This is a genomic window from Streptomyces sp. NPDC004609, assembly GCF_042873655.1.
Lineage (GTDB): Bacteria > Actinomycetota > Actinomycetes > Streptomycetales > Streptomycetaceae > Streptomyces.
The window spans coordinates 23537-46219 of sequence record NZ_JBIALS010000050.1; the positions used below are offsets into that span (position 1 = coordinate 23537).

The 22683-nt window shown below is 68.0% G+C and carries 16 protein-coding genes and 1 pseudogene; 14 read left to right on the plus strand and 3 right to left on the minus strand.

Going from position 1 to position 22683, the window contains the following annotated elements; translation table 11 throughout:
* Positions 1-4 precede the first annotated feature (4 nt).
* The 3 genes from ACFYT4_RS32810 (at position 5) to ACFYT4_RS32820 (ending at position 7129) form a co-directional block, all read left to right on the plus strand.
* Positions 5-4489, plus strand: coding sequence for a hypothetical protein (locus ACFYT4_RS32810; RefSeq protein WP_389277427.1), 4485 nt, complete (start codon positions 5-7; stop codon positions 4487-4489).
* Positions 4464-5588, plus strand: a complete 1125-nt coding sequence (locus tag ACFYT4_RS32815) for a Wadjet anti-phage system protein JetD domain-containing protein (protein WP_389277430.1) — start codon at positions 4464-4466, stop codon at positions 5586-5588. The genes ACFYT4_RS32810 and ACFYT4_RS32815 overlap by 26 nt, the downstream gene beginning before the upstream one ends.
* A 239-nt stretch (positions 5589-5827) precedes the next feature.
* Positions 5828-7129 (plus strand): GNAT family N-acetyltransferase, encoded by a 1302-nt coding sequence (locus ACFYT4_RS32820; RefSeq protein WP_389277434.1) that lies wholly within the window; start codon positions 5828-5830, stop codon positions 7127-7129.
* Between the two features lie 359 nt (positions 7130-7488).
* On the opposite strand, the gene ACFYT4_RS32825 is transcribed toward ACFYT4_RS32820, so the two are convergent.
* Positions 7489-7764 (minus strand): hypothetical protein, encoded by a 276-nt coding sequence (locus tag ACFYT4_RS32825; RefSeq protein WP_389277470.1) that lies wholly within the window; start codon positions 7762-7764, stop codon positions 7489-7491.
* A gap of 445 nt (positions 7765-8209) precedes the next feature.
* Here ACFYT4_RS32825 and ACFYT4_RS32830 point away from each other — a divergent pair, with 445 nt between their 5' ends.
* The gene (locus ACFYT4_RS32830) at positions 8210-9028 is read left to right on the plus strand and encodes a hypothetical protein (RefSeq protein WP_389277437.1); all 819 of its coding nucleotides are present in this window, start codon (positions 8210-8212) and stop codon (positions 9026-9028) included.
* A 534-nt stretch (positions 9029-9562) separates the two neighbouring features.
* Here ACFYT4_RS32830 and ACFYT4_RS32835 read toward each other — a convergent pair.
* Together ACFYT4_RS32835 and ACFYT4_RS32840 are read right to left on the minus strand one after the other, a co-directional pair.
* Complete coding sequence (locus ACFYT4_RS32835; RefSeq protein WP_389277440.1) at positions 9563-10525, minus strand: hypothetical protein; 963 nt, start codon at positions 10523-10525, stop codon at positions 9563-9565.
* A 334-nt stretch (positions 10526-10859) separates the two neighbouring features.
* Positions 10860-13208 (minus strand): Helicase associated domain protein, encoded by a 2349-nt coding sequence (locus ACFYT4_RS32840; RefSeq protein WP_389277443.1) that lies wholly within the window; start codon positions 13206-13208, stop codon positions 10860-10862.
* 154 nt (positions 13209-13362) lie between these two features.
* On the opposite strand from ACFYT4_RS32840, the pseudogene ACFYT4_RS32845 reads away from it, so the two are divergent.
* The 10 genes and pseudogenes from ACFYT4_RS32845 to ACFYT4_RS32890 form a co-directional block, all read left to right on the plus strand.
* A pseudogene (locus tag ACFYT4_RS32845) lies at positions 13363-13806 on the plus strand (TniQ family protein); the annotation flags it as partial.
* Positions 13807-13863: 57 nt separating this feature from the next.
* Positions 13864-14373 carry a hypothetical protein gene (locus ACFYT4_RS32850; protein ID WP_389277473.1) on the plus strand — a complete coding sequence of 170 codons (510 nt, stop codon included), beginning with the start codon at positions 13864-13866 and terminating at the stop codon, positions 14371-14373.
* A gap of 638 nt (positions 14374-15011) precedes the next feature.
* Complete coding sequence (locus ACFYT4_RS32855; protein WP_389277446.1) at positions 15012-15386, plus strand: hypothetical protein; 375 nt, start codon at positions 15012-15014, stop codon at positions 15384-15386.
* A 95-nt stretch (positions 15387-15481) separates the two neighbouring features.
* A complete protein-coding gene (locus tag ACFYT4_RS32860; protein ID WP_389277449.1) occupies positions 15482-16876 on the plus strand; it encodes a DDE-type integrase/transposase/recombinase in 1395 nt (464 codons plus the stop codon).
* 4 nt (positions 16877-16880) lie between these two features.
* Complete coding sequence (locus ACFYT4_RS32865) at positions 16881-17069, plus strand: hypothetical protein (RefSeq protein ID WP_389277452.1); 189 nt, start codon at positions 16881-16883, stop codon at positions 17067-17069.
* 13 nt (positions 17070-17082) lie between these two features.
* A complete protein-coding gene (locus ACFYT4_RS32870; RefSeq protein WP_389277455.1) occupies positions 17083-17895 on the plus strand; it encodes an ExeA family protein in 813 nt (270 codons plus the stop codon).
* A 141-nt stretch (positions 17896-18036) separates the two neighbouring features.
* Positions 18037-18552 (plus strand): putative immunity protein, encoded by a 516-nt coding sequence (locus tag ACFYT4_RS32875; protein ID WP_389277458.1) that lies wholly within the window; start codon positions 18037-18039, stop codon positions 18550-18552.
* Between the two features lie 103 nt (positions 18553-18655).
* Complete coding sequence (locus ACFYT4_RS32880; protein WP_389277461.1) at positions 18656-19345, plus strand: TnsA-like heteromeric transposase endonuclease subunit; 690 nt, start codon at positions 18656-18658, stop codon at positions 19343-19345.
* Complete coding sequence (locus ACFYT4_RS32885) at positions 19342-21651, plus strand: transposase (RefSeq protein WP_389277464.1); 2310 nt, start codon at positions 19342-19344, stop codon at positions 21649-21651. The genes ACFYT4_RS32880 and ACFYT4_RS32885 overlap by 4 nt, the downstream gene beginning before the upstream one ends.
* Before the next feature lie 41 nt (positions 21652-21692).
* Complete coding sequence (locus tag ACFYT4_RS32890; protein WP_389277467.1) at positions 21693-22598, plus strand: ATP-binding protein; 906 nt, start codon at positions 21693-21695, stop codon at positions 22596-22598.
* Positions 22599-22683 lie beyond the last annotated feature (85 nt).

The following is a 22683-nucleotide window of genomic DNA, read 5'->3' on the forward strand; positions in this document are numbered from 1 at the left end:
CATCATGTACGAGCTGTCCCGTATCCGTGTGTGCTCGGCCGGCCCGGCGGGTGCCCGGTTCAAGGATGTCATCCTGGACTTCTCCGGTGCGGGGCTGCCGGTCGCCGCCGTTCAGGACAACCTGTTCGACGCCGCTCCTCAGGTGGTGCGTCCGTCGCCGGCGAGTGTGGTGTTCCTGGAGAACGGTGGCGGGAAGTCGGTCCTGCTGAAGCTGCTGTTCTCCGTCGTCCTGCCGGGCCGCAGGCAGGTGAGGGACGCTCCGGACCCGCGTCTGCTGGAGGATTATGTCCTGGCGCGGGACGTCTCCCACATTGTTCTGGAGTGGATGCACAGCGTCACAGGGCGGCTGCTGGTCACCGCCAAGGTCCTGTGCTGGAAGGACCAGGTCGTCTCGACCGTTGCCGAGAACCTCGTCGAGCATTGGTATGCGTTCCACCCCACCGACACGCTCGGTCTGGACACTCTTCCCATCGTCGAGGACGGCCAGTACCGGGCTATGGCGTCCTACCGGGAGTCGGTGAAGGAACTCGGCGTCCAGGATCAACGGCTCCAGATGAACTGGCCGAAGTCCCATGAGGAGTGGACGGAGCTGCTGGGACAGCTCGGACTCGACCCGGAGCTCTTCCGGTATCAGCGGGCCATGAACCGGGACGAGGGCGAGGCTGTTCACGCGTTCACGCTTGACTCCGACGGCGGGTTCGTCGACTTCCTCCTCAAGGCCGTGCACGACCACAAGGGCCTCAACGAGCTTGCCTCCCTGGTCTCCACCTATGCCCATCAGCTCGCTGGGCGCAAGGACCTGCTGCTGGAACTGGACTTCGTGGAACAGGCCATGACACTGCTTGAACCGTTGGTCGAAGCAGCGGACGCGGTGAACGCGGCCCGTGTCCACGTGCAGCAGACGGGCAAGGAGGTCGCGGCCTTCAACGGGCAGGTCCGAGCCCGCGTTCGAGGTGACAAGGACCGCCTGGAGCTTTTGCAGCGCCAGGAGCACAACTGCGACGTAGAGGCCACCGGCGCAGCCGGCCTCACGCGTCGCTGGGCTGCGACGGTGGCGCGGCAGCGGTACAGGCTCGCGCAGTTGCGGTTCACTCGGGCCAAGGGCCATGTCGAGGAGACCGCCCGCAGCACCCTGGACGCGAAAGCCGTGGTGGAGGGTTGGAGGGCGACCGGGCCAGCGCATCGGCATCTGGCGAAGTCGGCGGTCGCCAGGGGCCTGGCATTGGTGGTGAAGCAAGGGGAAGCGGGGGCTGAGCCGGCGTTTCAGGCCCGGCAGCGGTCCGCAGAGGCACTCGCCCGGGGGCTGCTAGGGCTCCAGGGCCAGGCGCAGAGGGCACAGGAGCAGCAGCTCGCAGAGGCACGCAAGCACCAGGGGGCCGAGAGGGAGGCCCGGCTGGCACGTGAAGCAGCGCTGAAGGAAGCCGAGCGGGCCGAGGGGCAGGCCACTGAGCTGCTGGGGCGGGTCGCTGCGGCGCAGGCTGAGGCCGAGCAGGCTGTCATGGACGGGCTGGCGCCCGCCGCCGGCCTTGTCCCCCAGGCAGCAGCGGATGCCCGGCAGGCTGTGGTCCGCGCGGCGGACAGGATCAACGCCCTGGAACGGGAACAGGAGAGCGTCGACCGTCGGCAGGACGATGTCCAAGGGACTCTGTCCGTTGCAATCCGCGAGGAGGAGGCTGCGCGAGGTCGCCGTGGCCAGACGCAGCGGCTGCTGGAAAGCGCTGTGGCGCGGACCTCGGCAATCGAGATGGTGCCCAGGGGTGCGGAGTTGCTGGGGGCGGCGGTGCGCTTGGAGGCGGACGCGGAGGTGTTGCTGGAGCGGCTGGGGGCGGCCATCGCGGAATCGGAGAGGGAAAGAGTCGCGCTGCGGGTCGAACAGGCTCGTGATGATGTGGCCCGGCTGGCCCTGCAGGACGGCCACCTGCTGCCTCCGCCGCAGGTCGTGGTGGACGCCTGTCGGCTCCTTCAGCAGTCCGAACCCCGCATTGATGCCTGGCCGGGCTGGAAGTACATCGCGCAATTGCCGCCCGGCCAGCGCGAGGAGATGCTCGCTGGTGCTCCGCATCTGGTCAGCGGAGTGCTGCTGAACTCGGACAGCGACCAGGAGCGGGCACGGGAGGTCCTCGGCCGGGCGACGCCGACGGCCTACCACGTCGCTGTGGGCACGGTCGCGGGGCTGTATGAGGCAGACGGGGGCCCCGCGCAGGGGGTGCTGTTCACGCTGCCGTTCAACGCCGCGCTGTATGAGGAGAAGGCCGCCGAGGCCGAGCAGAAGCTCATCGAGGAGCGTTGGGCTCGCTCCGAGGAACGGTTGAAGGAGCTGCACCGCACCCAGCAGCACGACGCGGTGGTGCTGAGACGGGTCACCCAGTGGCGCGAGGACTACCCCGCTGGGACGCTGGCGGAACTGCGGGAAGAGCACGCGGCCGCCGTCAGTGCCCTGGCGGAGGCCGAGGAGGTGACTTCGGGGCAGCGCCTGGCCATGGAAGCCTTGACGGAGCGCCGTGAGGATATCCGCGGTGAACTCGGCGACACGCGGCAGGATCACGAGCACTGGCAGAAGGTGAGCCGCCGGCTGGCCGGTCTCGGCGAGCGGCTGGCGCAGATCCCGGCATGGCGTGAGCAGGCTGCGGCCGCCCAGGAGCAGCGCGGCATCCACGAGGAGAAGGCCGAGGAAGCCCAGGGCATTGCCGATGAGCAGCGCCGGGCCGCCGAGGGCCGGCAAGCGGCGGGCGATGAGCAGCGCCGGGCCGCCGCTGCGGCCGCCCAGGAGTGGGCCGAGCTGCCTGGTGTGCAGGAGATGCTGTTCGAAGGTGAGCCGCCGAGCGACCCGGTGCCGGTACTGCGAGAGGCTTACAACAAGGCCAAGGACGACTTCGACAGGGCGGCGGTCCCTGGAGAGTTGCGTGCGCGGCTTGTCCGGGCTGAGGAGGATGCCCAGGAGGCAGCGGCCGTGTTCTCCGCGTTGCCGCAGGCGGACCGGGACAAGGCCCTGCGGTTGCTGCAGACGCCCGAGGCGCTGGACGAGCGCAGCCGGGCCGAGGCGCTCGAACTGGCCCTCAGAGCGCTCGCGGCGGCAGAGACTGCGGACAAGCGGGCCGCAGAAGAAAAGGGCAGGCACGAGAATGCCCTGAGCGAGCGGCGCCAGGAGTTCCGCGAGCAGACCGCCGACGGCACCGAGCCCATGCCGCCCGGCGACGTGCCGGACACCATCGAATGGTGTCTGGAGACGGTGGCGGACGCGGAGAAGCAGTACGCAGTCGCGCGGACAGCCGAGGCGGCCGCGCTCTCACAGCAGGAGGCCGCCGCCGAGCAGACGAGACGGGCCAAGGACGCGGCCGAGACCTTCGAGCGGCTCTCGCAGGTGCTGACGGACGCGGCCGCGGAGCCAGATGCCGTCCCCTACGCGGGCGACGGCGACGCCGTCTGGAGGGACCACCTGCGTCTGGACGCTGCAGCCAGGAAAGCCAAGGAAGATCTCAATCACACGGAGAAGACCCTGCGTAGGGCTGCGGAGCACAGCCGACGGCACGCCGCGGGTGACCAGTACTCCCGCCTGACCATCCCGGTGCGGCAGCAGATCATCGAGCTGTCCGCCGAGCAGACCGCCGAGCACGCGACGAAGTGGCTGGCCGCGCTCCAGACACGCAGGCGGAACCTCAGCGACGAGATCGACGAAGTGAATCAGCACCGGCAGACCATCGTCGACCATCTCAAGGGCGAGAGTGACAAGGCCCTGTCCCTGCTGCGCTCTGCCCAGCGGCTGTCCAAGCTTCCGCAGAGCCTGGGCGACTGGGCCGAGGAGGAGTTCATCCAGTTCTCCTTCCATCCGCAGCCCGACGAACTGCTCCTGCCTCGTCTGGGCGAGCTCGCGGAGGAAGCCGCGACCGGCCGCACCGGCGACGGACGCAAAGTGGCCCGCGACGGGCTGTCGCTGATGTTGCGCGCGGTCCACACCGCCGTTCCTGCCGGGTTCAAGGTCCACGTGCTCAAGCCTGACATGGTCCTGCGCACCGAACGGGTACGGGTGTCGAAGGTCAAGAACGTCTTCTCCGGAGGCCAGCAGTTGACTGCGGCGATCCTGCTGTACTGCACGATGGCTGCGCTGCGGGCCAACCAGAAGGGCCGCGAGCGGTCGCGTCACGCCGGCGTTCTGTTCCTGGACAACCCCATCGGCCGGGCGAACGCCGAATACCTTCTGGACCTGCAACGGCAGGTGGCGCAGGCCCTGGGGGTGCAGCTCGTCTACACCACCGGCCTGTACGACGAGAAGGCCCTGGGGAAGTTCCCGCTGATCGTCCGGCTGCGCAACGACGCCGACCTGCGGGCGGCACGCAAGTACCTGGTCGTCGACGACGTGTTCCGGCCGCACCTTGACACTCTTGACCCCGAGGACGGTACCGGGCGGATCGACAGTGCCAGAATCTTCCGCCGTGAGGAACCACGCGGCATCTTCGGGGGAGACGATGGCACTGCAACGCCGGGAGAATGATCTGATCGCGGGGCTGCGGGAGTGGGCTGCGGCGCACGGCCGCAGCCGCTACAAGGCAGCGCTGATCCCCCTCGACGACGTGTGGGAGGTCTTCCGCCGTGTGCCGAACCGGAATGTGGACGAGGCGTTCGAGCCGGCGGTCCTGGCCGGTGCGCTGGACACGCTGGAAGCAGCCGGTCTGATCGAGCAGGTCCAGCGGCGTACCCCGGAGAAGGTGTCTCTGCCCGTCAAGGTGCGGCTGCTGGCGCAGGCTCCGCCGCCGGTCGTTCCGCCGATGCCGATGTGGCACCCCGCTCTGACCTGGCTGGCCTCCTACTGGGCGACAGCGACTGCGAAGCAGCGGTCTGCTTATGCGGCGATCGACCGGTGGCTCAAGAGCGGAGCGGATCTGTTCCGGATCCCGTTGAGGGAACGAGCCCTGGAGATCTTCGGAACGTTCGGCAGCGCGGCTGACTTCCCCATGCCGGAGAAGACGTTCGACACGCTCGCTTCCGGGCCGCTGTTCTCGGACTCAGCCCGGCTCGACGAGCTGCTGCAAGCCTTCAGGCCTCCACCGCCATTGATCACAGAGACGTTCCCGCTGGAGGAGAGCGACAGCCACTATTGCCGCGTCGGAGCGGGCGATGTGCTGTTCGTGGTCGAGAACTCCACCACCTGGTGGTCACTGGTGGAGAGCCTGCCTGCCGATCACCGGCTTGGCTACGTCGCGTGGGGTCTGGGCGGCACCTTCCGGGCATCGATCCGTGCCATCAAGGCCAAGCATGGCATCACTCAGATCAGGTACTTCGGCGACCTGGACACCAGCGGGCTGCGGATCCCGCTGCGGGCTTCCGCCACCGCGCTCGATCTCGGGCTTCCGCCGGTGCAGCCTGCCCAGCGCCTCTACCAGGTGCTTCAGTCCTTGGGACAGCCTCATCCTGCAGCACCCAAGGAAGCCTCGGTCAGCGCCGCAACCGCCGGTGAGCTGGCCCAGTGGCTTCCCGCACCATGCCGGACGGGCGGCACACAGCTGCTGCTGGACGGAAACCGTCTGGCGCAGGAGTGGGTCAGCTACCGCTACCTGCAGCAGTCCTCTGACTGGTACGACGACGTCCGCTGACGCCACGCGACGCCCTCAATATGTGTGCTGCAGTGCGATATCACCAAGTCGAGCAGCAGCGCCGTCCGTTGTAGCGTCGCTCTGCGGACCGCTTTGACGCACCCGCCCTGAAGGACGGGGACTTGCTCCGGGAGCATCCGGTCACGGGTCGCCCGAGCAAGTCGGACAGCACCGCGTCGCCGCCCTGCGGCGCCCCGTGAGCACTTCGGAAAGAGTGACGGCAGCACGAGGAGCAGCTGATGAGTGAGCGGACTATCTACCTCGATGCGAATCCGCGTGACTGGAGGTGCCGGAAGATCCAGGTCCGGCCTCACCGCTGGTACGCCAGGGTCAATCTCGATCGCGACGGATACGTCGATGCCGCCTCCTCGGCAGATCGTGAAGTCGAGCTGCCAGACCTCTTCACCGAAGCAGTCGAGACAGTGCAGATGGCTGCTGCGGACCGGCTTCGCTATGAGGGGTACTGGGGTGGGTTTGTCTGGGGCAGCGGGCCGCGCTGGGTGGCCCTTCCTGTGCCGTATGCGGAGGTGGAGGCTGCTGTCACCGCGCTGCGGGCAGCTGAGCTGGAGCGCGACTACAGCGGGCTGCACGCGTTGGCCGGCCGGCTGGCACTGCCCGTGGATGATTGGCTGGCGCCTGGCGAGCGGGAGTTGGTGCGGGGTGTGGACTTCCACTCGACTCCTGGTGTGTTCCTGCGGTTCCTGCGCGGCGTGGCCGGACGAAGCGGTCTGCGCGTGAACGGACGGGCCACGGGTGGGAGCGTGTGGGTGCGGCCGACGCTGCCGGAGGCACAGAAGCGGCTGCGGGAGACGGCTCCCGAGCGGTTCCCCGGGTGGGTTGACCGGTGGAGTGGTCATGTGGAGCTGGATGACGTCTCCTTGCGGCCCTGGGTGGGCGGTCGGGACCGGGACCTCAGCCATCGCTCTACGCCGGTGCGTTTCCAGATCGTGGAGCCTGCGGTCGGTCATGCCTGCCGGTGCGGTGGAACTTTGGAGGAGGGGTGGAACGACGGACGTGAGCACGCCGACCACCACGCACAGTGGGCGTTGGGGCTGCGGGCGCCGAAGAACCTCGACTGGCTGGGCGACCTGGCCGTAGTGACGACCCTGTCCCCCATCGCGTGGCGCAAGCTCGTCTCCGCGGTGGCGAGAGTGCCGCAGAGGGAGAATCATTACGACTTCAGTTCCTGGTCCCACGACGGCGAGCCCGAGGAGACAGAGGACAACGTCCGGGCCTATCTGCTGAAGGCCAACGGGTACGTCATCGGCTACCTCGCGGCCCACGACACCAGCCGCCACCGGTTCTGGGACCTGACCGAAGGCTCCCCGTATGGCGAGAGGGACGACACGGTGCGGCCGAGGATCGACCTGGTCTGGGTGGCTGACGCCTACCGGCGTCAGGGCGTGGGTGCCGCGCTCGTCCAGGCGCTCGCCGACGGGTTCGGCTCCTCTGTCGTCGAGGTGTCCTGGTCCGCCCCGATCAGCAGGTCCGGCCTGCGGCTTGCGCGTCGGCTCTCACCCGGGGGTGTCTGGATGAGCTGACCCGGCTGACGCTTGAGGTGGTGGACCGCTCTGGTGGACTGAAGGAGGCGCGTGCACATCGACACCAGGGAGCGGGTAGACGAGGAGGCTGTGGCCGTCCTGCGGGTGCGAGGGCTTCTGCCGCACGAGACCCGACCCGTTTGGCTGGCTTCGTGCCGGTTCTCACCGTGCTACACCGGGGCGTGTTGTCGCAGTCCTTTGAGCAATGCGCTCTGCGGCAACATCGCGCCGCCGTCGGCGACGGCCAAGTACGCAGGATGGTGGGTGCCACTCCTGAGGTGGCACCCACCGGCTCTGTCTCATGGTGTCGCGACGCCCGACGGGTTCAGCGCCTCATCGGGGGTCGGGACGTGGTCCTGTCAGGCCCAGGGGTTGAAGGGAATGCCTGCCGGCTTGGCGGCATTGAGCAGATTGCGGAATCGGTCGCCTTTGTCAGTGGTTTTGATCGTCGCCGATCCGAAGTTCGCGTAGTTCAGCTTGTCGCGCAGCTGGGTGCTCGGCCAGGCGCGAAGCGCCGCAGTGCCCTGCGCCTGCGAGGTGACGGGTGAGGCGGGCCGTTTGTGATTCTCTGTGTGCTCCTTGATGGTGCTCGGCGGTGCGCCTGGCAGGACCCTGCGAAGTACGAGGGTGCCCACAAGACGGACCCCATGCCGATCCGGTTGATCTGCCCGGTGTGCTTCGCGCGCAGATGTCGGGCCGGCAGCACCGCATGTCCGCGGACGACGGAGAGTGCACGGGAGGCCATCCCCCACGCCCGATCCCGTCAGCTGGAGGGCGCGGCGGCGTCTTCGGCTGCCCGGGCCTTCTTGACGCAGGCTTCGTCGTAGGCGTCCGCCATTAGCCTGGGTTACCCCTACACGGACGATGGAGGTGGCCTTGAGGCCGCAGGACGTCATAGCACCGCAACGACTCAGCCATCTGGAGCGTGATCCCCGGGGGTACCCGGTGATCGCGACAGTAGGGCGTGGGGCGAGCGGGACAGACTTCGGAGCTGTCAATGAGCGGCGAAAGCTCGTACTGGCCGCCTTCGACTGGTGTGCCGTGTGCGGGCTGCCGTTTGGGGATGAGCCACGATGGCAGGTGCTCCCCAGCCTCGGTGCCTCTCCCATTCCCGAGGAGGTCGGGCTGTCCGAGGCACCTGTGCACGAGATCTGCGCCGTCTACTCAGCGCAGGTGTGCCCGTTTCTGTCCTCCCAGGGCGCGCGGCTGGGCGACGACATGCGTCGCGGCAAGCGTCGTGAGACGACCGTTCAGGTCGTCGGGTTCAGCCGTACCACGTCGGTCGAGATGTTTCGTTCCGCGCTCCAGGATGGCCTGTTCGTTCTGCACTTCTTCCACAGTGAGGTGATCGACTCCTGCGCCTACAGCAACCCCGAGGAGCTCGAGGACCGGTACCGGGCGCTGTTGGCCGCGGAGCGTCCCATCAAGCTCTCTTCCGGAGAGCAGGCACTTGTTGACCGGTTCAACGCCACGAGCACTCCCGACGAGCCGACCGGCGACCCGGGTTCAGTGGTGGCGGGCGCTGCCGTCATGATGGGCGCCGCTTTCGCGCCCAACGTTTTCCGGGTGCAGGGGATGGAACACTTCAGCGACCGCCGCTCCTACGGCGCCATCGCCCGGCAGTTCCTGGACCGTGAGGAGCTTTCTCAGGCCGCAGTTGCCTTCCCCGACGCATCTGGCAAGGCAGCCGCGCAGTGGCTGCTGGAGCAGGGTGATGACGTCCCTGCAGCCCTGTCCCTCTGGCGGGAGCTCGGTAAGCAGCGGGTCTCTGGTCTCACGCCTCCCAAGGTCAGGTCAGCCGGCCCTGGCCGCAGCGTCGGCAAGAACGCGCACTGCCCATGCGGTTCAGGCCGCAAGGCACGTCGGTGCCACCCCGCAGGGGTACCCGACCCGTTCTGACCAGCATGCGACCGTGCTCCGGCACGGCGGCTGGCGGATGCGGCACGCCGATGGACCACCGTCCCGGCTCCAGAGACTGGGAGTCCGGGAGGTGATCTCTCCCGGAGAGCCGACCGAGACCGTGCCAGGCCGCGGCAGGCAGCCGGTTTGGTCATGTGACTGGCCAGGTTCCAGGGGTGATCCGATACGGCCGGCCAGGTCACGTGTCCGGGAAGGGGAGCGGGCGGCCGTCAGGGGCGCGAGAGACTGCCGAGGTTCGCTGCCGACGAGCCGGTCCGGGGGCAGGGAATCGTCCCGCTCGGCTGTCAGGGCAGGTTCCAGCGGGTTCACGCCTCGGGTCAGGGCCCGCGCCGAGCACGCCTTCGCCCGCGTGCAGCACGACAAGATCCTCCGCCGCTGCCGGCAGCATGGCACCATCGGCCTCCGCCACGCGGTCCGGGCCAGGGCCGCATCCGCAACCTGGCCATGGTCGTGTGAGCAGGCCCGCCCCGAAACCACTGTGAACTGGCCGGACACGTCCTTCTGCCACACCCTTCAGCTGTGGGGCTCGATGGGCTGTCGGCTTGCCGCTTGGACAGAGGGCATCAGGTCGAGGTTCCTGGCGGGACACAGAAGTTCGCGCGCGACGACGGGCGGGGCAGTCAGCGTCACTGTTCCTGAGACCCAGTGGGCGGCCGTCTCATAGGCGGCGATGGCGTCTTGCTCCCAGTTCGACAGTGTTTCCAGCATGCACAACCCAGCCGCTTCGAACGTGCCGGGAGGCAGCCGCAGACTGATCGTCACGCTGGCGGCGGTGCTGGTTGAGCCGGGGCCGGGGAGGCACAGTCGGCTCTCGCCGTAGAACTCGTCGTCCGGACTGGGAAGGCTGGAGACCTCTCTTCGCCGCCAGCTCGACCACATGCGCGCCAGTTCCGGCTCAGACTTTCCCCGTTCGTACAAGACTGCGGCAGTTCGCTCAATCGCGGCCGAGTCGATGAGGCGACGGCGTTCCTCGCATCGGCGCTCCGCGTATGACGCGGCACGAGTCAGGTGCGGCGATGCCCAGTGATACAGCCAAGGCTGATGCTGGAGGCTGTCGGCGGTCTGAGTCAGCTCACGCTGGATGGTGCGCCAGTGGTCTGGGTTGAAGTTCGCTCTCAGAAAGTTCGGTACGTTTCCGGGGTCATCACGGCACTGCTCCTCCTCGTCTTCCTCGGCGAGCAGCTCACGTAGGAACACCAGATCGACGATCGCCGTTTCCAGGCCTTCGTCGCAGGGGTCGTCACTCTCCACACAGCAGCAGGAGCACATGCGCGATGCGATGTCTGCGTCGAACAGGACACGGCGCTTGACGGTGTCTCCGTGAAGGACCACGGAGGGGCATCGAGAATCGCTGTGCACACTCCCATCGCTCTGCAGTCCAGTGATGCACATCGGCCGCCCGTAATATTTGCGGACCGGGAGCTTGAGTCTGGCCATCTGGCCGACCGGGATGGACTGCGTTACTCCACTCAGCACGCACCTACCGTAGGGCGGCACGCCGCACTACATGGGGCAATCTCAGTAGTTCATCCTTCTATGCATAGTTTTCGAATGGAAGGATGATTTCATCCGGTGTCTCTTGGGGTGGGCGATGCCGGCTCTGATGGGCCGGGCTCCGCTAGGGGGCAGCCGTGCGGAGGCCGGCCCGCGCTTGCGCCCGTCTCCCCCGGCGGTGTTCCGACCGCGCGTCCTGGCGCCCCGGCTGCGGGCGCAGAGGCCTCACGCCGGCGAGTGGTCCATAGGTCCTTGGCGCGGCTCTTCTGGCGTGCAGCCGTTTCCCAGGCTCGCGGCAGGAAAGGTGGCGTGACGGTCAGCGGATCCAGCGGAAGTCGAGTGCTTCGAGTGCGTGGCGTTGTTCCTGGGTGAGGCGGAGTGGGTGGCGGCGTTTGTCAGCGATCCAGGGTGCCAGGTGGAGTCCGGTGTCGGGGCAGAGGTAGTCGTGGGGGACGTCGAGGTGCTGGTGGCTGCGCCAGAAGGCGCGTGCGGCGCGTAGTCCTTTGGCGAAGGCCCATTGTGTATGGCCGCGGGGTCGGCGCAGGAGCAGGGCCAGGGGGTGGCGGAGCGGGAGTGCGCCGAGGAGTTCGTGCTGGTCGCTGTGGAGGGTGGGGAGGGCGTCGATCTGTGTGTCGAGCCAGCGGGTGAGGGGCGTCTCTTCGGCGTCGGGGCGCAGGTCGGGGAAGGGGAGGTCGCCGGCGCGGGCTGCTGCCAGGGCCTGGGCGTAGGTGTGGTGCCAGTGTTTGGGCCAGTGGGTGTTCCACCAGGGGTAGATCTCGTTGAGGGCGCGCTGGTAGCCGTAGGGCAGGGTGCGTTGGTTTGCTTCTCGGCGGCGTTCTGCGATCCAGCGGCCGAGGCGGATTCCGCGGAAGGTCTCTTCGGTGTGGGGGGCGAGGTGGCCGTGGCGGGTTTTGTAGTCCCGGGCGATCTGCAGCTTGTACTCGATGCTGGTGGGCGGGTGCGGCCAGGTCATGCCGAGGGTGTCCAGCTGCTCGATGCGTTCGGGCAGGAGCATGTGGTTGATGCGCAGGGAGCGTTGGCGGCCGATCCACCAGCCGAGGTAGAAGCGGTCGGGGCCGAGGTAGCGGCTGGGGACATGGAGGTGGCCGTAGGTGTCGAAGTAGCGCTGGGCGCTTTCGAATCCGATCTGCCATACGCGGTGGGGTGCGCCGGTGGCCTGGAGGTCGAGCAGCGGGATGATCTCGTCGGCGCGTTCGGGTCCGGCGGCAGGCCCGGGGACGTCTTGGGAGTCGTCTGGGGCTCTCGCCCATTCGACGCGGTGGATGACGTGCTCGTCGTAGGTGGACAGGGCGATGAGTACGTCGTAGAGGAGTCGGTAGCGGGTTCCTTTGACTCCTTCCTTGAGTTCTTGTCCCGGTTCCATGAAGACGGGGACGATGATGGTGGAGATCTTGTCGTCGCCGGGGTTCTGGCGCAGGGCGCGGCCGACGGCCTGGGTGATGTCGAGGGAGCTCTGTTTGGAGTCGGCGAAGAGGATGGAGTCGGTGCTGGGGACGTCGATGCCTTCGCCCAGGCAGCGGCAGTTGGTCAGGACCGCTCTTTGGGGGGCGGTGGTGTGGCCGGGGCTGTTGATCGGGACGGACGCGAAGGTCTCGAGCCATCGGCGGCGGACGGAGGGGCGCTGGTCGGCGTTGACGGTGCCGACGACGAGGGGCGCCCGCGTCTGTGCGGGCATGAGCGCTGCTGTTTCGTGGAGGGTTTCGGCGAACATGCTGGCGGATGCGATGAGGCGGTGGAAGGTCAGGGTCCGGCGCAGGTCGTAGAGGTGTTGGGCGCGCAGGAGTGCTACCTGGGCGGCGGCTACGCGCAGGCCTTCGGCGCCGGTTGATGCGAAGGAGGCGTATCGCAGGACGCGGTGCAGGTCGGCGTCGCTGATCTCGACGGCGACGATGCGGTAGTCGGCGAGGAGGCCCTGGTCGATCGCTTCGGCCAGGGAGATGCGGTAGACGACGGGGCCGTAGAGGCGGTGGTCGTCCATGGAGGCCACTTCGCAGCCGGGCGCGACGTGGGCGCCGGCTTTCTCGTCGAAGATGCGCGGGGTGGCGGTCATGTAGAGCCGTCTGCGGGCGGGCAGGGCGTTGTTGTCGTGGATGACGCCCCAGGCTTTGTGGAGGTTGCCGGCGGTGCGGTGGGCCTCGTCGGAGATCACGATGCCCCAGCGCGGCAGGTGGTGATCGCGGTGGGCCTGGGCCAGGTTGTTCAGTGAGTGGTAGGTGCAGAAGACGTTCGCCGGGCCGTCGGTCTGGGAGGCGTGGCGGGCGAGTTCGCCCGGGTCGTGGACCATGGTGAGGATGCCGCGCAGCGAGCGGACATGGGTGTCGTCGCGTGAGCAGTAGCCCAGGTAGATCCCCTTGCGGCCTTCCTGCTGCCAGACGGCGGCGGTCTGTTCGAGGAGGTCCAGGGTGGGCATCACGATCAGGGCGTTGCTCTGGGGCGTGGTCTCCTGGACGGTGTTGAGGGCGACGAGGGTCTTTCCCGTTCCGGTGGCCATGACGACGCTCACGCGGGGTGCGCCGTCGGTGAACTCGCTGACGCACGCGTCGACGGCGAGTGTCTGGTGGCCGCGTAGTGGTGTGCGAAGGCCGTTGCTCGTCAGCATGGCCACGGTGCCCTCCTGGCAGCGGGTCGTCTTGTTGCGGATCAAGGTTCAGACCCGTGGCGGGGAGGCCGTGGGGGTGTTGTCGCCTTGTTCACCCGAAGAGGTGAAGGCGCCTTGACCAGGCTGTACGGCGGCTGGCGACGATAGAGCGCAGGCGTGCGTGGTGGTCGAAGGGAGGGGCGGTGTGGTGCTGGAGGTTGTGGGGCGTTACGGTCCGCGTCAGTCTCTTCCGCTCCTTGTTCGGCCTCTGCCCGGGGAGTCGACGGGGTCGTTCGTGAATCGGCTGGCGCACGCCAACGGGCTGGGCCTTGCGGATTTCCTGCAGCGTGTGGGCCAAGGCACGGGGTCGTCGTCGGGTGATGCGGCGCGCGTGGAGAAGTACCCGCAGTGCACGGAGATGTATGTGAACGGGCCGGGGCTTGAGTATCTGGCCGTGCTGGCCGGTGCATCTGCGGCCGTGTTGCAGCGGGCACTGCCTGGGCTTGCCCCGCGTCACCGTCTGCCGGGTGACGGGGAGGCGGTGTGGAAGTGGCCCTGGCAGCCGTCCGAGGGGCATCTCGTGCGCTGCTGCACGAGGTGTGCGGAGGTCCGCGGGGTCAGGGAGCCGGCCTGGTGGCTGGCGTCGGACAGCTGGCGGGTGTGTGCCCGGCACGGGCGGTGGTGTGATGACTCAAGGACGGAGCCGCTGGACGGGCTGTCTTTGAAGGAGCTCCCTGAGGTCGCCGACGCGCATCTGGAGCGTGCCCGGCTGCAGAGGCAGTTCGGTCGGTCGGGTGAGGAGCTGTTCGCCGACGCTTTTCAGGTGGTGGCGGACTGGTGGCGGTCGATGCCCATGGTGCTGCGCTGGGTCCACCGGGCGTGGGCGTGCGGGCTGGAGGACCGCGGTATCCGGGTGATGCCGCTGGTGATCTATCCGGAGGCGGCACGGCTTGCGCAGCTGATGGTCGAGTTCGAGCAGTCGGACGTCCGCGACACCGATGCCCGCGGCCGGTGGCTCGGCAGGGCCGAGGCGCTGATGGAGTCGTGGGAGCTGGACGTCCAGGTGGGCAGAGGGTCGCTGCTGGACTGGCTGCACCGCTACCGGGTACCGGCGGACACGGAAGCGGAACCGGCCGCCAGGCCCAGGCGGGGACGGCTGCCGCTTGCCCCAGGGCACAGTCGGCTCACCTCGCCGACAGGGCCTTTGGAGCAGCGCTCGTGCTTGTCCTGACCTGGCCTTGGCAGCCAGCTACAGGTGCTCCCCCTCTCCTTGCAGTTCCGGTCCTGGGCATGCCAAGTCCGTCACGGCTCGCGGGAAAGCGTGCGCGGTTGCATGGGGTGAGACGGGGCTCGGATACAGCACGCGTGATGGGCATGCGAAGCAGGCGGGGTGAGTAGGGGGATGCGGAATGTTAGCGGCTGGCACCTTGATGAGTGGGGTGAACTGACCGCATCGTCGTCGGCTGCCCTGGCGTGTTAGACGACACTCAAGATGCCTATGTGGGCGGTGGGTTGAGGGCATGCTGTGTGCCGACGGATTCGGACGCATGCCTGTGGGATTGGTGAGTTCTTCGGCGGCGGCACCTTGCCGATAAGGAGGCATGCGAAGGCCCTCCCGAAGATCTCTTGGCCGAGTCCGGGAGGGCCGTGACGCGCTTGGAGGCGCCGGTGCTCACGGTAGAGGCGGACGTGGCCAGGGTCGAGACCAGGTTGCTGGCGGGCGAGATCGAGTGTCCGGATTGCGGGGGTGTGCTCGCGCCGTGGGGATGGGCGAGACACCGGGTGCTGCGGGATGCGCAGGGTCTCGTGAGGGTGTGTCCGCGGCGGGCTCGCTGTTCGGGCTGCGGGGGTTCGCATGTGCTCCTTCCGGTGTTCGTGCTGGTCAGGCGGGTGGATCTGGCGGACGTGATAGGGACCGCGCTGGCCTGGAAGGCGTCCGGGGTGGGAGCCAGGTCCATCGCCGCCCGGCTGGCTCGGCCGGTGGACACCGTTCGCGGCTGGCTGCGGCGGTTCGAACGAAGGGCTGAGCACGTTCGCGTGTACTTCACCGTGCTGCTGGTCGATACCGGTGTTGATCCCATCCCGCCGGCGCTGGCGGCGACGCCGTTCGCGCAGGCGGTCTCGGCGGTGATCGGGGCCTGGAAGGCCGCGGTCTCGCGCTGGCCGGACATCGGCGAGGTGTCGCCGTGGCAGCTGGCTGCGGCCACCAGCCGGGGACGGTTGCTGTCGCCGAGATGGCCGTGATCGTCGATCAACACCAACTGCCTCTGATCTTCACTGGGTTGTTCCTGACAGTCTCGGCGGGCCCATGCCCGTGACGAGACGTCAGGAAGCTGGACGTGACGAAGAACAACGACGACGAGGGCACCCGCACCGAGCGGGCCAGACGCATCGGCCTGTTCCGCTACATGCTGATCCGCGAGGCCGCGGACCCGAGCCTGACCAGGCGCCAACGAGGTGCTCTGGTCCGCAAGCTGGCCCAGCAGGAGCACATCGACGCCGACGGCCGGCCGGTGAGGATCAGCCGCTGGACGCTGGACCGCTGGATACTCGAGTGGCGCCAGGGCGGATTCGACGCACTCGTGCCTTCCCCGCGCCAGTCCCAGCCCCGCACCCCGCCCGAGGTGGTCGAACTGGCCATGGCGCTCAAGAAGGAGAACCCCGACCGCACGGCCGCCCAGGTCAGAAGGATTCTGCGGGCCCAGTTGGGGTGGGCTCCGGACGAGCGGACGCTGCAGCGGATGTTCCACAAGACGGGCCTGGTCGCGCTGAAGGCGGACAAGCCCGCGGGTGCATTCGGACGGTTCGAGGCCGACCGGCCCAACGAACTCTGGGTCGGGGACGCACTGCACGGGCCACGGATCGACGGCCGCAAGACGTACTTGTTCGCCTTCCTGGACGACCACAGCCGGGCGGTGGTCGGGCACCGCTGGGGCTTCATGGAGGACACCGTCCGCCTGGCCGCCGCCCTGCGTCCGGCGCTGTCCGCGCGGGGCGTCCCTCAGTACATCTACGTCGACAACGGGAGCGCCTTCGTCGATTCGTGGCTGCTTCGGGCGTGCGCGAAACTCGGCATCAAGCTGGTGCACTCCGCCCCGGGGCGCCCGGAAGGCAGAGGCAAAATCGAACGGTTCTTCAGAACGGTGAACGGGGAATTCACCGTCGAGATCGCATCCGACAAGGGCGAGGTCGGCCGCGAGATCAAGGACCTCGCGGAGATGAACCGCCTGTTCACCGCCTGGGTCGAGAACATCTACCACCGCCGGGTGCACTCCGAGACGAAGCAGGAACCGCTGCAGCGGTGGATGGCCGGCGCCCCCTTCCCCATCCCGCAGCCCGCGGATCTCGCCGAAGCATTCCGCTGGTCCGAGCACCGCCGCGTCGCCAAGACCGCCACCGTCTCGCTGCACGGCAACCGCTACCAGGTCGAACCCGAACTGGTCGGCCACAAGGTCGAGCTGGTCTTCGACCCCTTCGACCTGACCTTCCTGCGAGTCCGCCTGGACGGCCAGGACGCGGGCACCGCGACGCCGTTCCAGATCGAACGGCACTCCCATCCCAAGGCCCGGCCCGAAGTCCCCGCCGAGGAGCCGAAGGTGACCACCGGCATCGACTACCTCCACCTGGTCGACAACGCGCACTCCAACCACCTCGGACAGAAGATCAACTATGCGGCGCTGGCCGATCCGCCTACCGAGGCCGTCGATCTGACTGACACCGCCGCCGAGGGCTGAGCCGATGGCAAAGCCCCTGGCCACAGGCGACTGGGCGGTGTTCCTGAAAGAGCTGCACGGCTTCTTCGAAGCCTGCGGCGACGACGTGGACGAGGCACTGGCCGCCCACGTCGGCTTCGACACCGCCGCCGACTGGATCACCGCCGCTCTGGAGCTGGCCACCGAACACCTGAAGTCCTCACCTGCGAACTGACCGGAGAACAGACGTGATTGAGAAACTGCAGGCCCACTACGGGTTCGAGCGCATGCCGTTCGGCCGCAACCTCGCGCCGGGCATGCTGCACCGGCACGACTCCCACAACCAGGCCGTCGCCCGGATCTCCTGGTGCATCGCCGAACGCTCCATCGGCGTGGTCACCGGCGAGGTCGGCGCCGGCAAGACCGTCTCCGTCCGCACCTGCCTGGACACCCTCGACCCGTCGAAATACAGCGTCGTCTACATCCCCAACCCGATGATCGGGGTCCGCGGCATCCACGAAGTGATCGTGAACACCTTCGGCCAGACCCCCTCCCACCTGGGCTCGCGGCTGACCGTCCAGACCGGCAAGGTCCTGCTGGCCGAGCGCGAGGAACGCGGACGCACCCCCGTTCTCGTCATCGACGAGGCCCACCTGATGTCCTACGAACAGCTGGAATCCATCCGCATGCTCACCAACCAGGGCATGGACCAGGACTCCCCGCTGTCCTGCCTGCTGGTGGGCCAGCCCACCCTCAGACGCACCATGAAACTCGCCGTCCTGGCCGCCCTGGAACAGCGCACCGCCCTGCGCTACACGATGCCGGGCATGACTTCCACCGAGACCACCAGCTACGTCGCCCACCACCTGAAGATCGCTGGACGTCCAGACCAGCTGTTCACCGAGGACGCCCTCACGCTGATCCACACGACCTCGCGCGGCTACCCGCGGGCGGTCAACAACCTGTCCCTGCAGGCCCTGGTCGCCGCCTTCGCCACCGGCAAGAACCTCGTCGACGAGGCCGCCGCCCGCGCTGCCGTGAGCGAGGTGGTCGGCGACTGAGAACTCATCTCGTCCGGCCGGGAATCGGCAGCCGAGTTTGCGGACTGGCCACCGGTTTTGCAGGCTTCGCTCCGGGTGCGCACGGTCGCGGGTGCGCATGCTCGGATGTGGCGCGGATGCCAGCAGGAAGGAAGGCCAACCATGATCCTCCCGAAGGTCAGAGACCCTCGCTTCATAACGATCCGCCGCGGTGGGACCCTCACTGATTCGGATCATCATCTCCTCGCCCTCTGGGCGGCAGCTTGCGCGGAGCACGTCCTCGACCTCTTCGAGTCGGCTCAGCCTGAGGACCCACGGCCGCGCCAGGCGATCGAGCATGCCCGCGCCTGGGTCCGTGGCGAGGTCAAGATGATGCAGGCCCGCGCGGCGGGCGGCCATGCCATGGGCGCCGCTCGAGACCTGCGTGGCGCAGCACGGCATGCCGCCTACGCCGCCGGCCAGGCCGCAGTCGTCGCACACGTCGCCGCGCACGAGCTCGGAGCGGCTGCCTATGCGATCAAGGCCGCACGCGCTGCCGCACCAAAAGACAAGAGTGAGGCCGCGGGACGACTCGAGTGCCAGTGGCAGCGCGACCAGCTCCCGGAGGGGATTCGCGAGCTCGTACTTGACGACCAGCGATTGCGCAACGACATCTGCTGGTCGGTGTTCGACTGCTGAGGCTGATCCACCGGCACCTTGCCGAAGAAAACGACACCTCACCGACGACGGCCCCGCCGGAACACCAACCGGCGGGGCGTCGCCGTCAGAGTTCGTCGGCATCGTGAACGCCGCCCGCATCGGCATTTTCAACGCCGGGCAACACCTGGCGGGTGTGGCACTCGAGGAGAGGCAGCCGCCCACGGATCCGGTGGCTTATCACGGGCGGCAGGGGAAGATCACGGCGTGGCCGTCGTCGTCGCGGTCGAAAGTGGTGTGCGGGTCTTTGCGTCGACTGCGGGTGGCAGTGGAGCTGGACTTCGACCCCGAGGTGGTCCGCTTCAGCGGGGAGCCGGTAGAGCTGCACTGGCAGTCAGGGCGCGCCAAGTACCGGTGGCGGCCGGACTTCGTTGCGAGGATGCGGGACGGTTCCAGGTGTGCCGTAGTCGTGCAGCCGCCGCGTGGCATCGGGCCGCAGTGGCAGGAGCGTCTGGCGGCGCTCGACGAGGTCGCACGGGCCGCGGATTGGCAGGTTCAGGTGCGGTCCGTCCTGCGGGGCACGCGGCTGGAGAACCTGATGTGGCTCGCGGACTACCGCTTCGCGGACCGGGTGGACCCTGAGCAGGAGCAGACCGTCCTTGATGCCTTTCGGCACAAGCATCCTCTGTTCGAGGGCGCAGGTGCGTGCGGGGTCCCGGAACTGATTGCTGTTGATCTTGTGTATGGGCTGATGTGGCAGCGGCGGCTGCTGTTCGACTGGGACCAGCCGTTGCCTCAAGGTCCGCTGGTGTGGACGGCGGAGGGGCCGGTATGACTCAGCGGAAGCTGTGGGGCTGGTTCGAGAGCGACCGGGTTCGTCTCGGGGACCGGGTGCGCTGGCAGCGGCGGAAGTTCCGCGTGATCGCCTTCGCCGGCCTTCACGTCACTCTGCAGCCGCTGCCGGAGCCTGCTGCTTTGGTGGAGGCCTTGTACGGGGAGGTGGCCGGGTCGGCTGATTTCGCCGTCCTGGACGAGGCGGGAGATGCCGTCGATCGGACCAAGCTGCCTCCCTTAGGAAGGCTGCTGTTGGTCGTCGGCAAGGAGGACCGCAAGCGGGCGTTGATGTGGCACCGGCACATGAAGGAGGTCGAGACCGGGATCCGGCCCGGTCGGCGTGTTCCGCGGGCGGGTTATGACCCGGCGTCCACCACGATGGAGCAGCGGCTGAAGCACAAGGCGGCCGAGCTCGACGAGCTGGACATCAGCATCAGCTGGCGCACTCTGGACGACAAGCGGCGCCGGTGGAAGCAGGCGGATGAGAACCCGCTGGTTCTCATCGTCGATGGACGCAAAGGCCGTGCGCCCTCTCCGGGAGGGAGAACCGACCCGCGTCTGCTCGAGATCATGCAGGAGGTGACTGCGGTCCTGGCGCGCCAGTCGGGAGGCCGGATCGGGCGGGCATTCGATCTGGTCGAGGAGCGCGTCGAGACCCGGTACGCGAAAGAGCTTGAGGATCCACAGGAGGCGAAGCGGCTGCGGCTGCCACGGTCGACGTTCTACAAGCGGATGCACGAGCTCGGCCTGTCGGCCATCCTGCTCGGCACGACCCGGCAGCGGGCCTCGCAGGCGAGCAAGCCCAAGAAGCCCTACACCCCGTCGTACGCGTTGCGGCCCGGGCAGCTCATGCAGATCGACACCAGCCCGCTGCGGATCAAGATGCTGGGTGACGACGCAGACGTCGTGTCGGCGGAGATGACGATCCTGATTGATGTCGCGACCCGCAGCGTCGTCGCGCTGATGATCGTGCCCTTCGTCACGGGCGAGGGTAGGCCCGGTCAGCGGATCGGCGGCCGGGCGACACGGGCCTTCGACCTGGTCCTCCTGCTCGCCCAGGCCTACGCTCCCATGCCGACTCTGCCCGGCTGGGATCCGCTGACCGCAGCCAGTGCCTCAGCGCTGCCCTTCACCAAGCTGCGTGAGGCGGACCCCCGCTTCGCCGAGGCCGCCGCGGCCCGCCCGGTGATCCACCCGAGGACGATCATCGTCGACCAGGGCAGTCCGTATCTGAGCCAGCACTTCGAGGACGTCTGCAACTTCCTCGGCATCACCCTCCTCTACGCCCGCAAGGAGGAGCCCGACGACAAGCCGATCGTCGAGCGGTTCTTCTCCTCGTTCGCCGACTCGTTCAGCCAGCACGTCGCCGGCTGGACCGGCCGCAGCCACGCTGTACGCGGGCGGGGCATCGAACGCCAGCCGCTGTGGACCATCAACGAGGTTCAGCACATGGCGCACGAGTGGGTAGCCCTGGACTACCAGCAACTGCCCCACGACGGGCTGAAGCACCCGGAGCTGCCGGGCCTGACGCTGTCCCCGAACGAGATGTACGCGGCGCTGGTCCCCGGCGCCGGGTACCGGCCCAGGCCTCTGTCTCCGGCTGACAACCGTCAGCTGCTGCTGCCGGCCTGGGTGACGGTCAGCGACAAGGGCTTCGACATCGAAAACCGCACCTACCAGAACGAGGCCGGTGAGCTGCGGCTCATGGCAGGTCTGCACTCCGGGCTGGCCGGCCCGGGCAAGGGCGGGCGGTGGGAAGCACGCTTCAACCCCTACCGGCCTGATGTCGCCTGGCTGTACGACCACCGCGGCCCTGGACGGTGGATCAAGGCGGACTTCATCCACCGGCGGCTGCTCACCGACGTCCACTGGACCGTGGACCACTGGGACGAGGCCACCGCCGTGGTCCTGGCCGACGGCGGCCGCAAGGAACACCAGGCCGCAATCGCCCTCGCCGTGAAGGAACGGCGCCGCCGCACCCGCACCGCTCCCCCGCGCCACACCCGAACCGGGCCGTGGATCCCGTTCCAGGGCCCCGAGCTGGACGTCGACGAGCCTGTGGCCAACCCGTACGCCGGCATTGGTGAGATCGACCTGGACTCGATCACTCCGTACGAATCCCTGCCGATCCCGGCGCGGCCGACCGCCGCGCCGGCTGGCGCCGTCTCCACGCCGTCTGACAGGGACGGGCTGGCTGCCCTGTTCGCGGACACCGCGCCTGACGACGACCTCAATGAGGCCCCGGACCACCCCGCATTCGACCTGGGCCTGCCAGGAAGCACCGAAACCGTTGAAGGAGAGATGTGAAGGCGACCACGGCACTCCAGAAACAGCAGGAGGAACGGGCTTTGCAGCGAGCGCAGCTGGCGCCGATGCGCCCGGAATGGATCTACCGCCGCCAGGGGTGGAACAGCTTCACGCGCGAAGACATCGCCCAGCCCGACCTGGCCGACCACCCCCCGCTACCGACGGAGGATGAACGCCTCAGCGACCCCCGCCTGGCCTACCACGCCCACCTGAAGTTGGTGTCCCACCAGGGGTACGACGAGGTCTTGCTGGCGTCGTTCAGGGCCGTGATGGTGAACAGTGACCGGCGGGAGGGGATCCTGGACCGAGTGATCGACGGAATGAGCGGCACTGGCAAGTCCCTGCTGCTGCGGGCTATCGGCCGCACGGTCCAGCGCGACATCGAGGACCGCACCGGAGGCGAGCTGGGAGCGCACATCCCGGTCGTCCACATCCTGGCGCCGGCCGACACCGATAGCAAGGTCAACTGGGTGTGGGAGATCGCCTGCTTCCTCGGCCTCAACCCAGAGCCGCTCAACGAGAACGACCTCCTGCGCTGGCGCAGCTATCCCGACCTGTCAGTGCCGGTCAACTACGTCCTGGAGAACGCCCTCACCCGGCTGCTGCTCGTCGACGACATCCAGCGCGTCCAGCCCCACCAGCTCGCCCCGGTCCTGCACTACTTCGACTACCTGCGCAACCGGCTCGGGATCACCACGATCTTCTGTGGCACCGGCGCCAGCGACATCCTCTATGAAGCCCGCGCGATCGCCGATCGGCACGAAGTCGCCATACAGAGGCACCTCACACGCCGTGCCACCCACAGCCCTGGCCAGCAAGACGCGCAGCAGAAGGACCAGGCACATTCTTTGCTGCCCACCACCTGGCTCGACCCGATCCCGTTCAACGCCCAGGACAAAGATTCATGGCTGCAGGTCCTGGCCGGGTACGAGAAGCACGGGCCTTGACCCCGAATCCTGAACACACGAGAAACTGGATCCTGAGGATCTGAGAACGGACATCTCGTGGTCATGAAGAACTACCCGCCGGAGT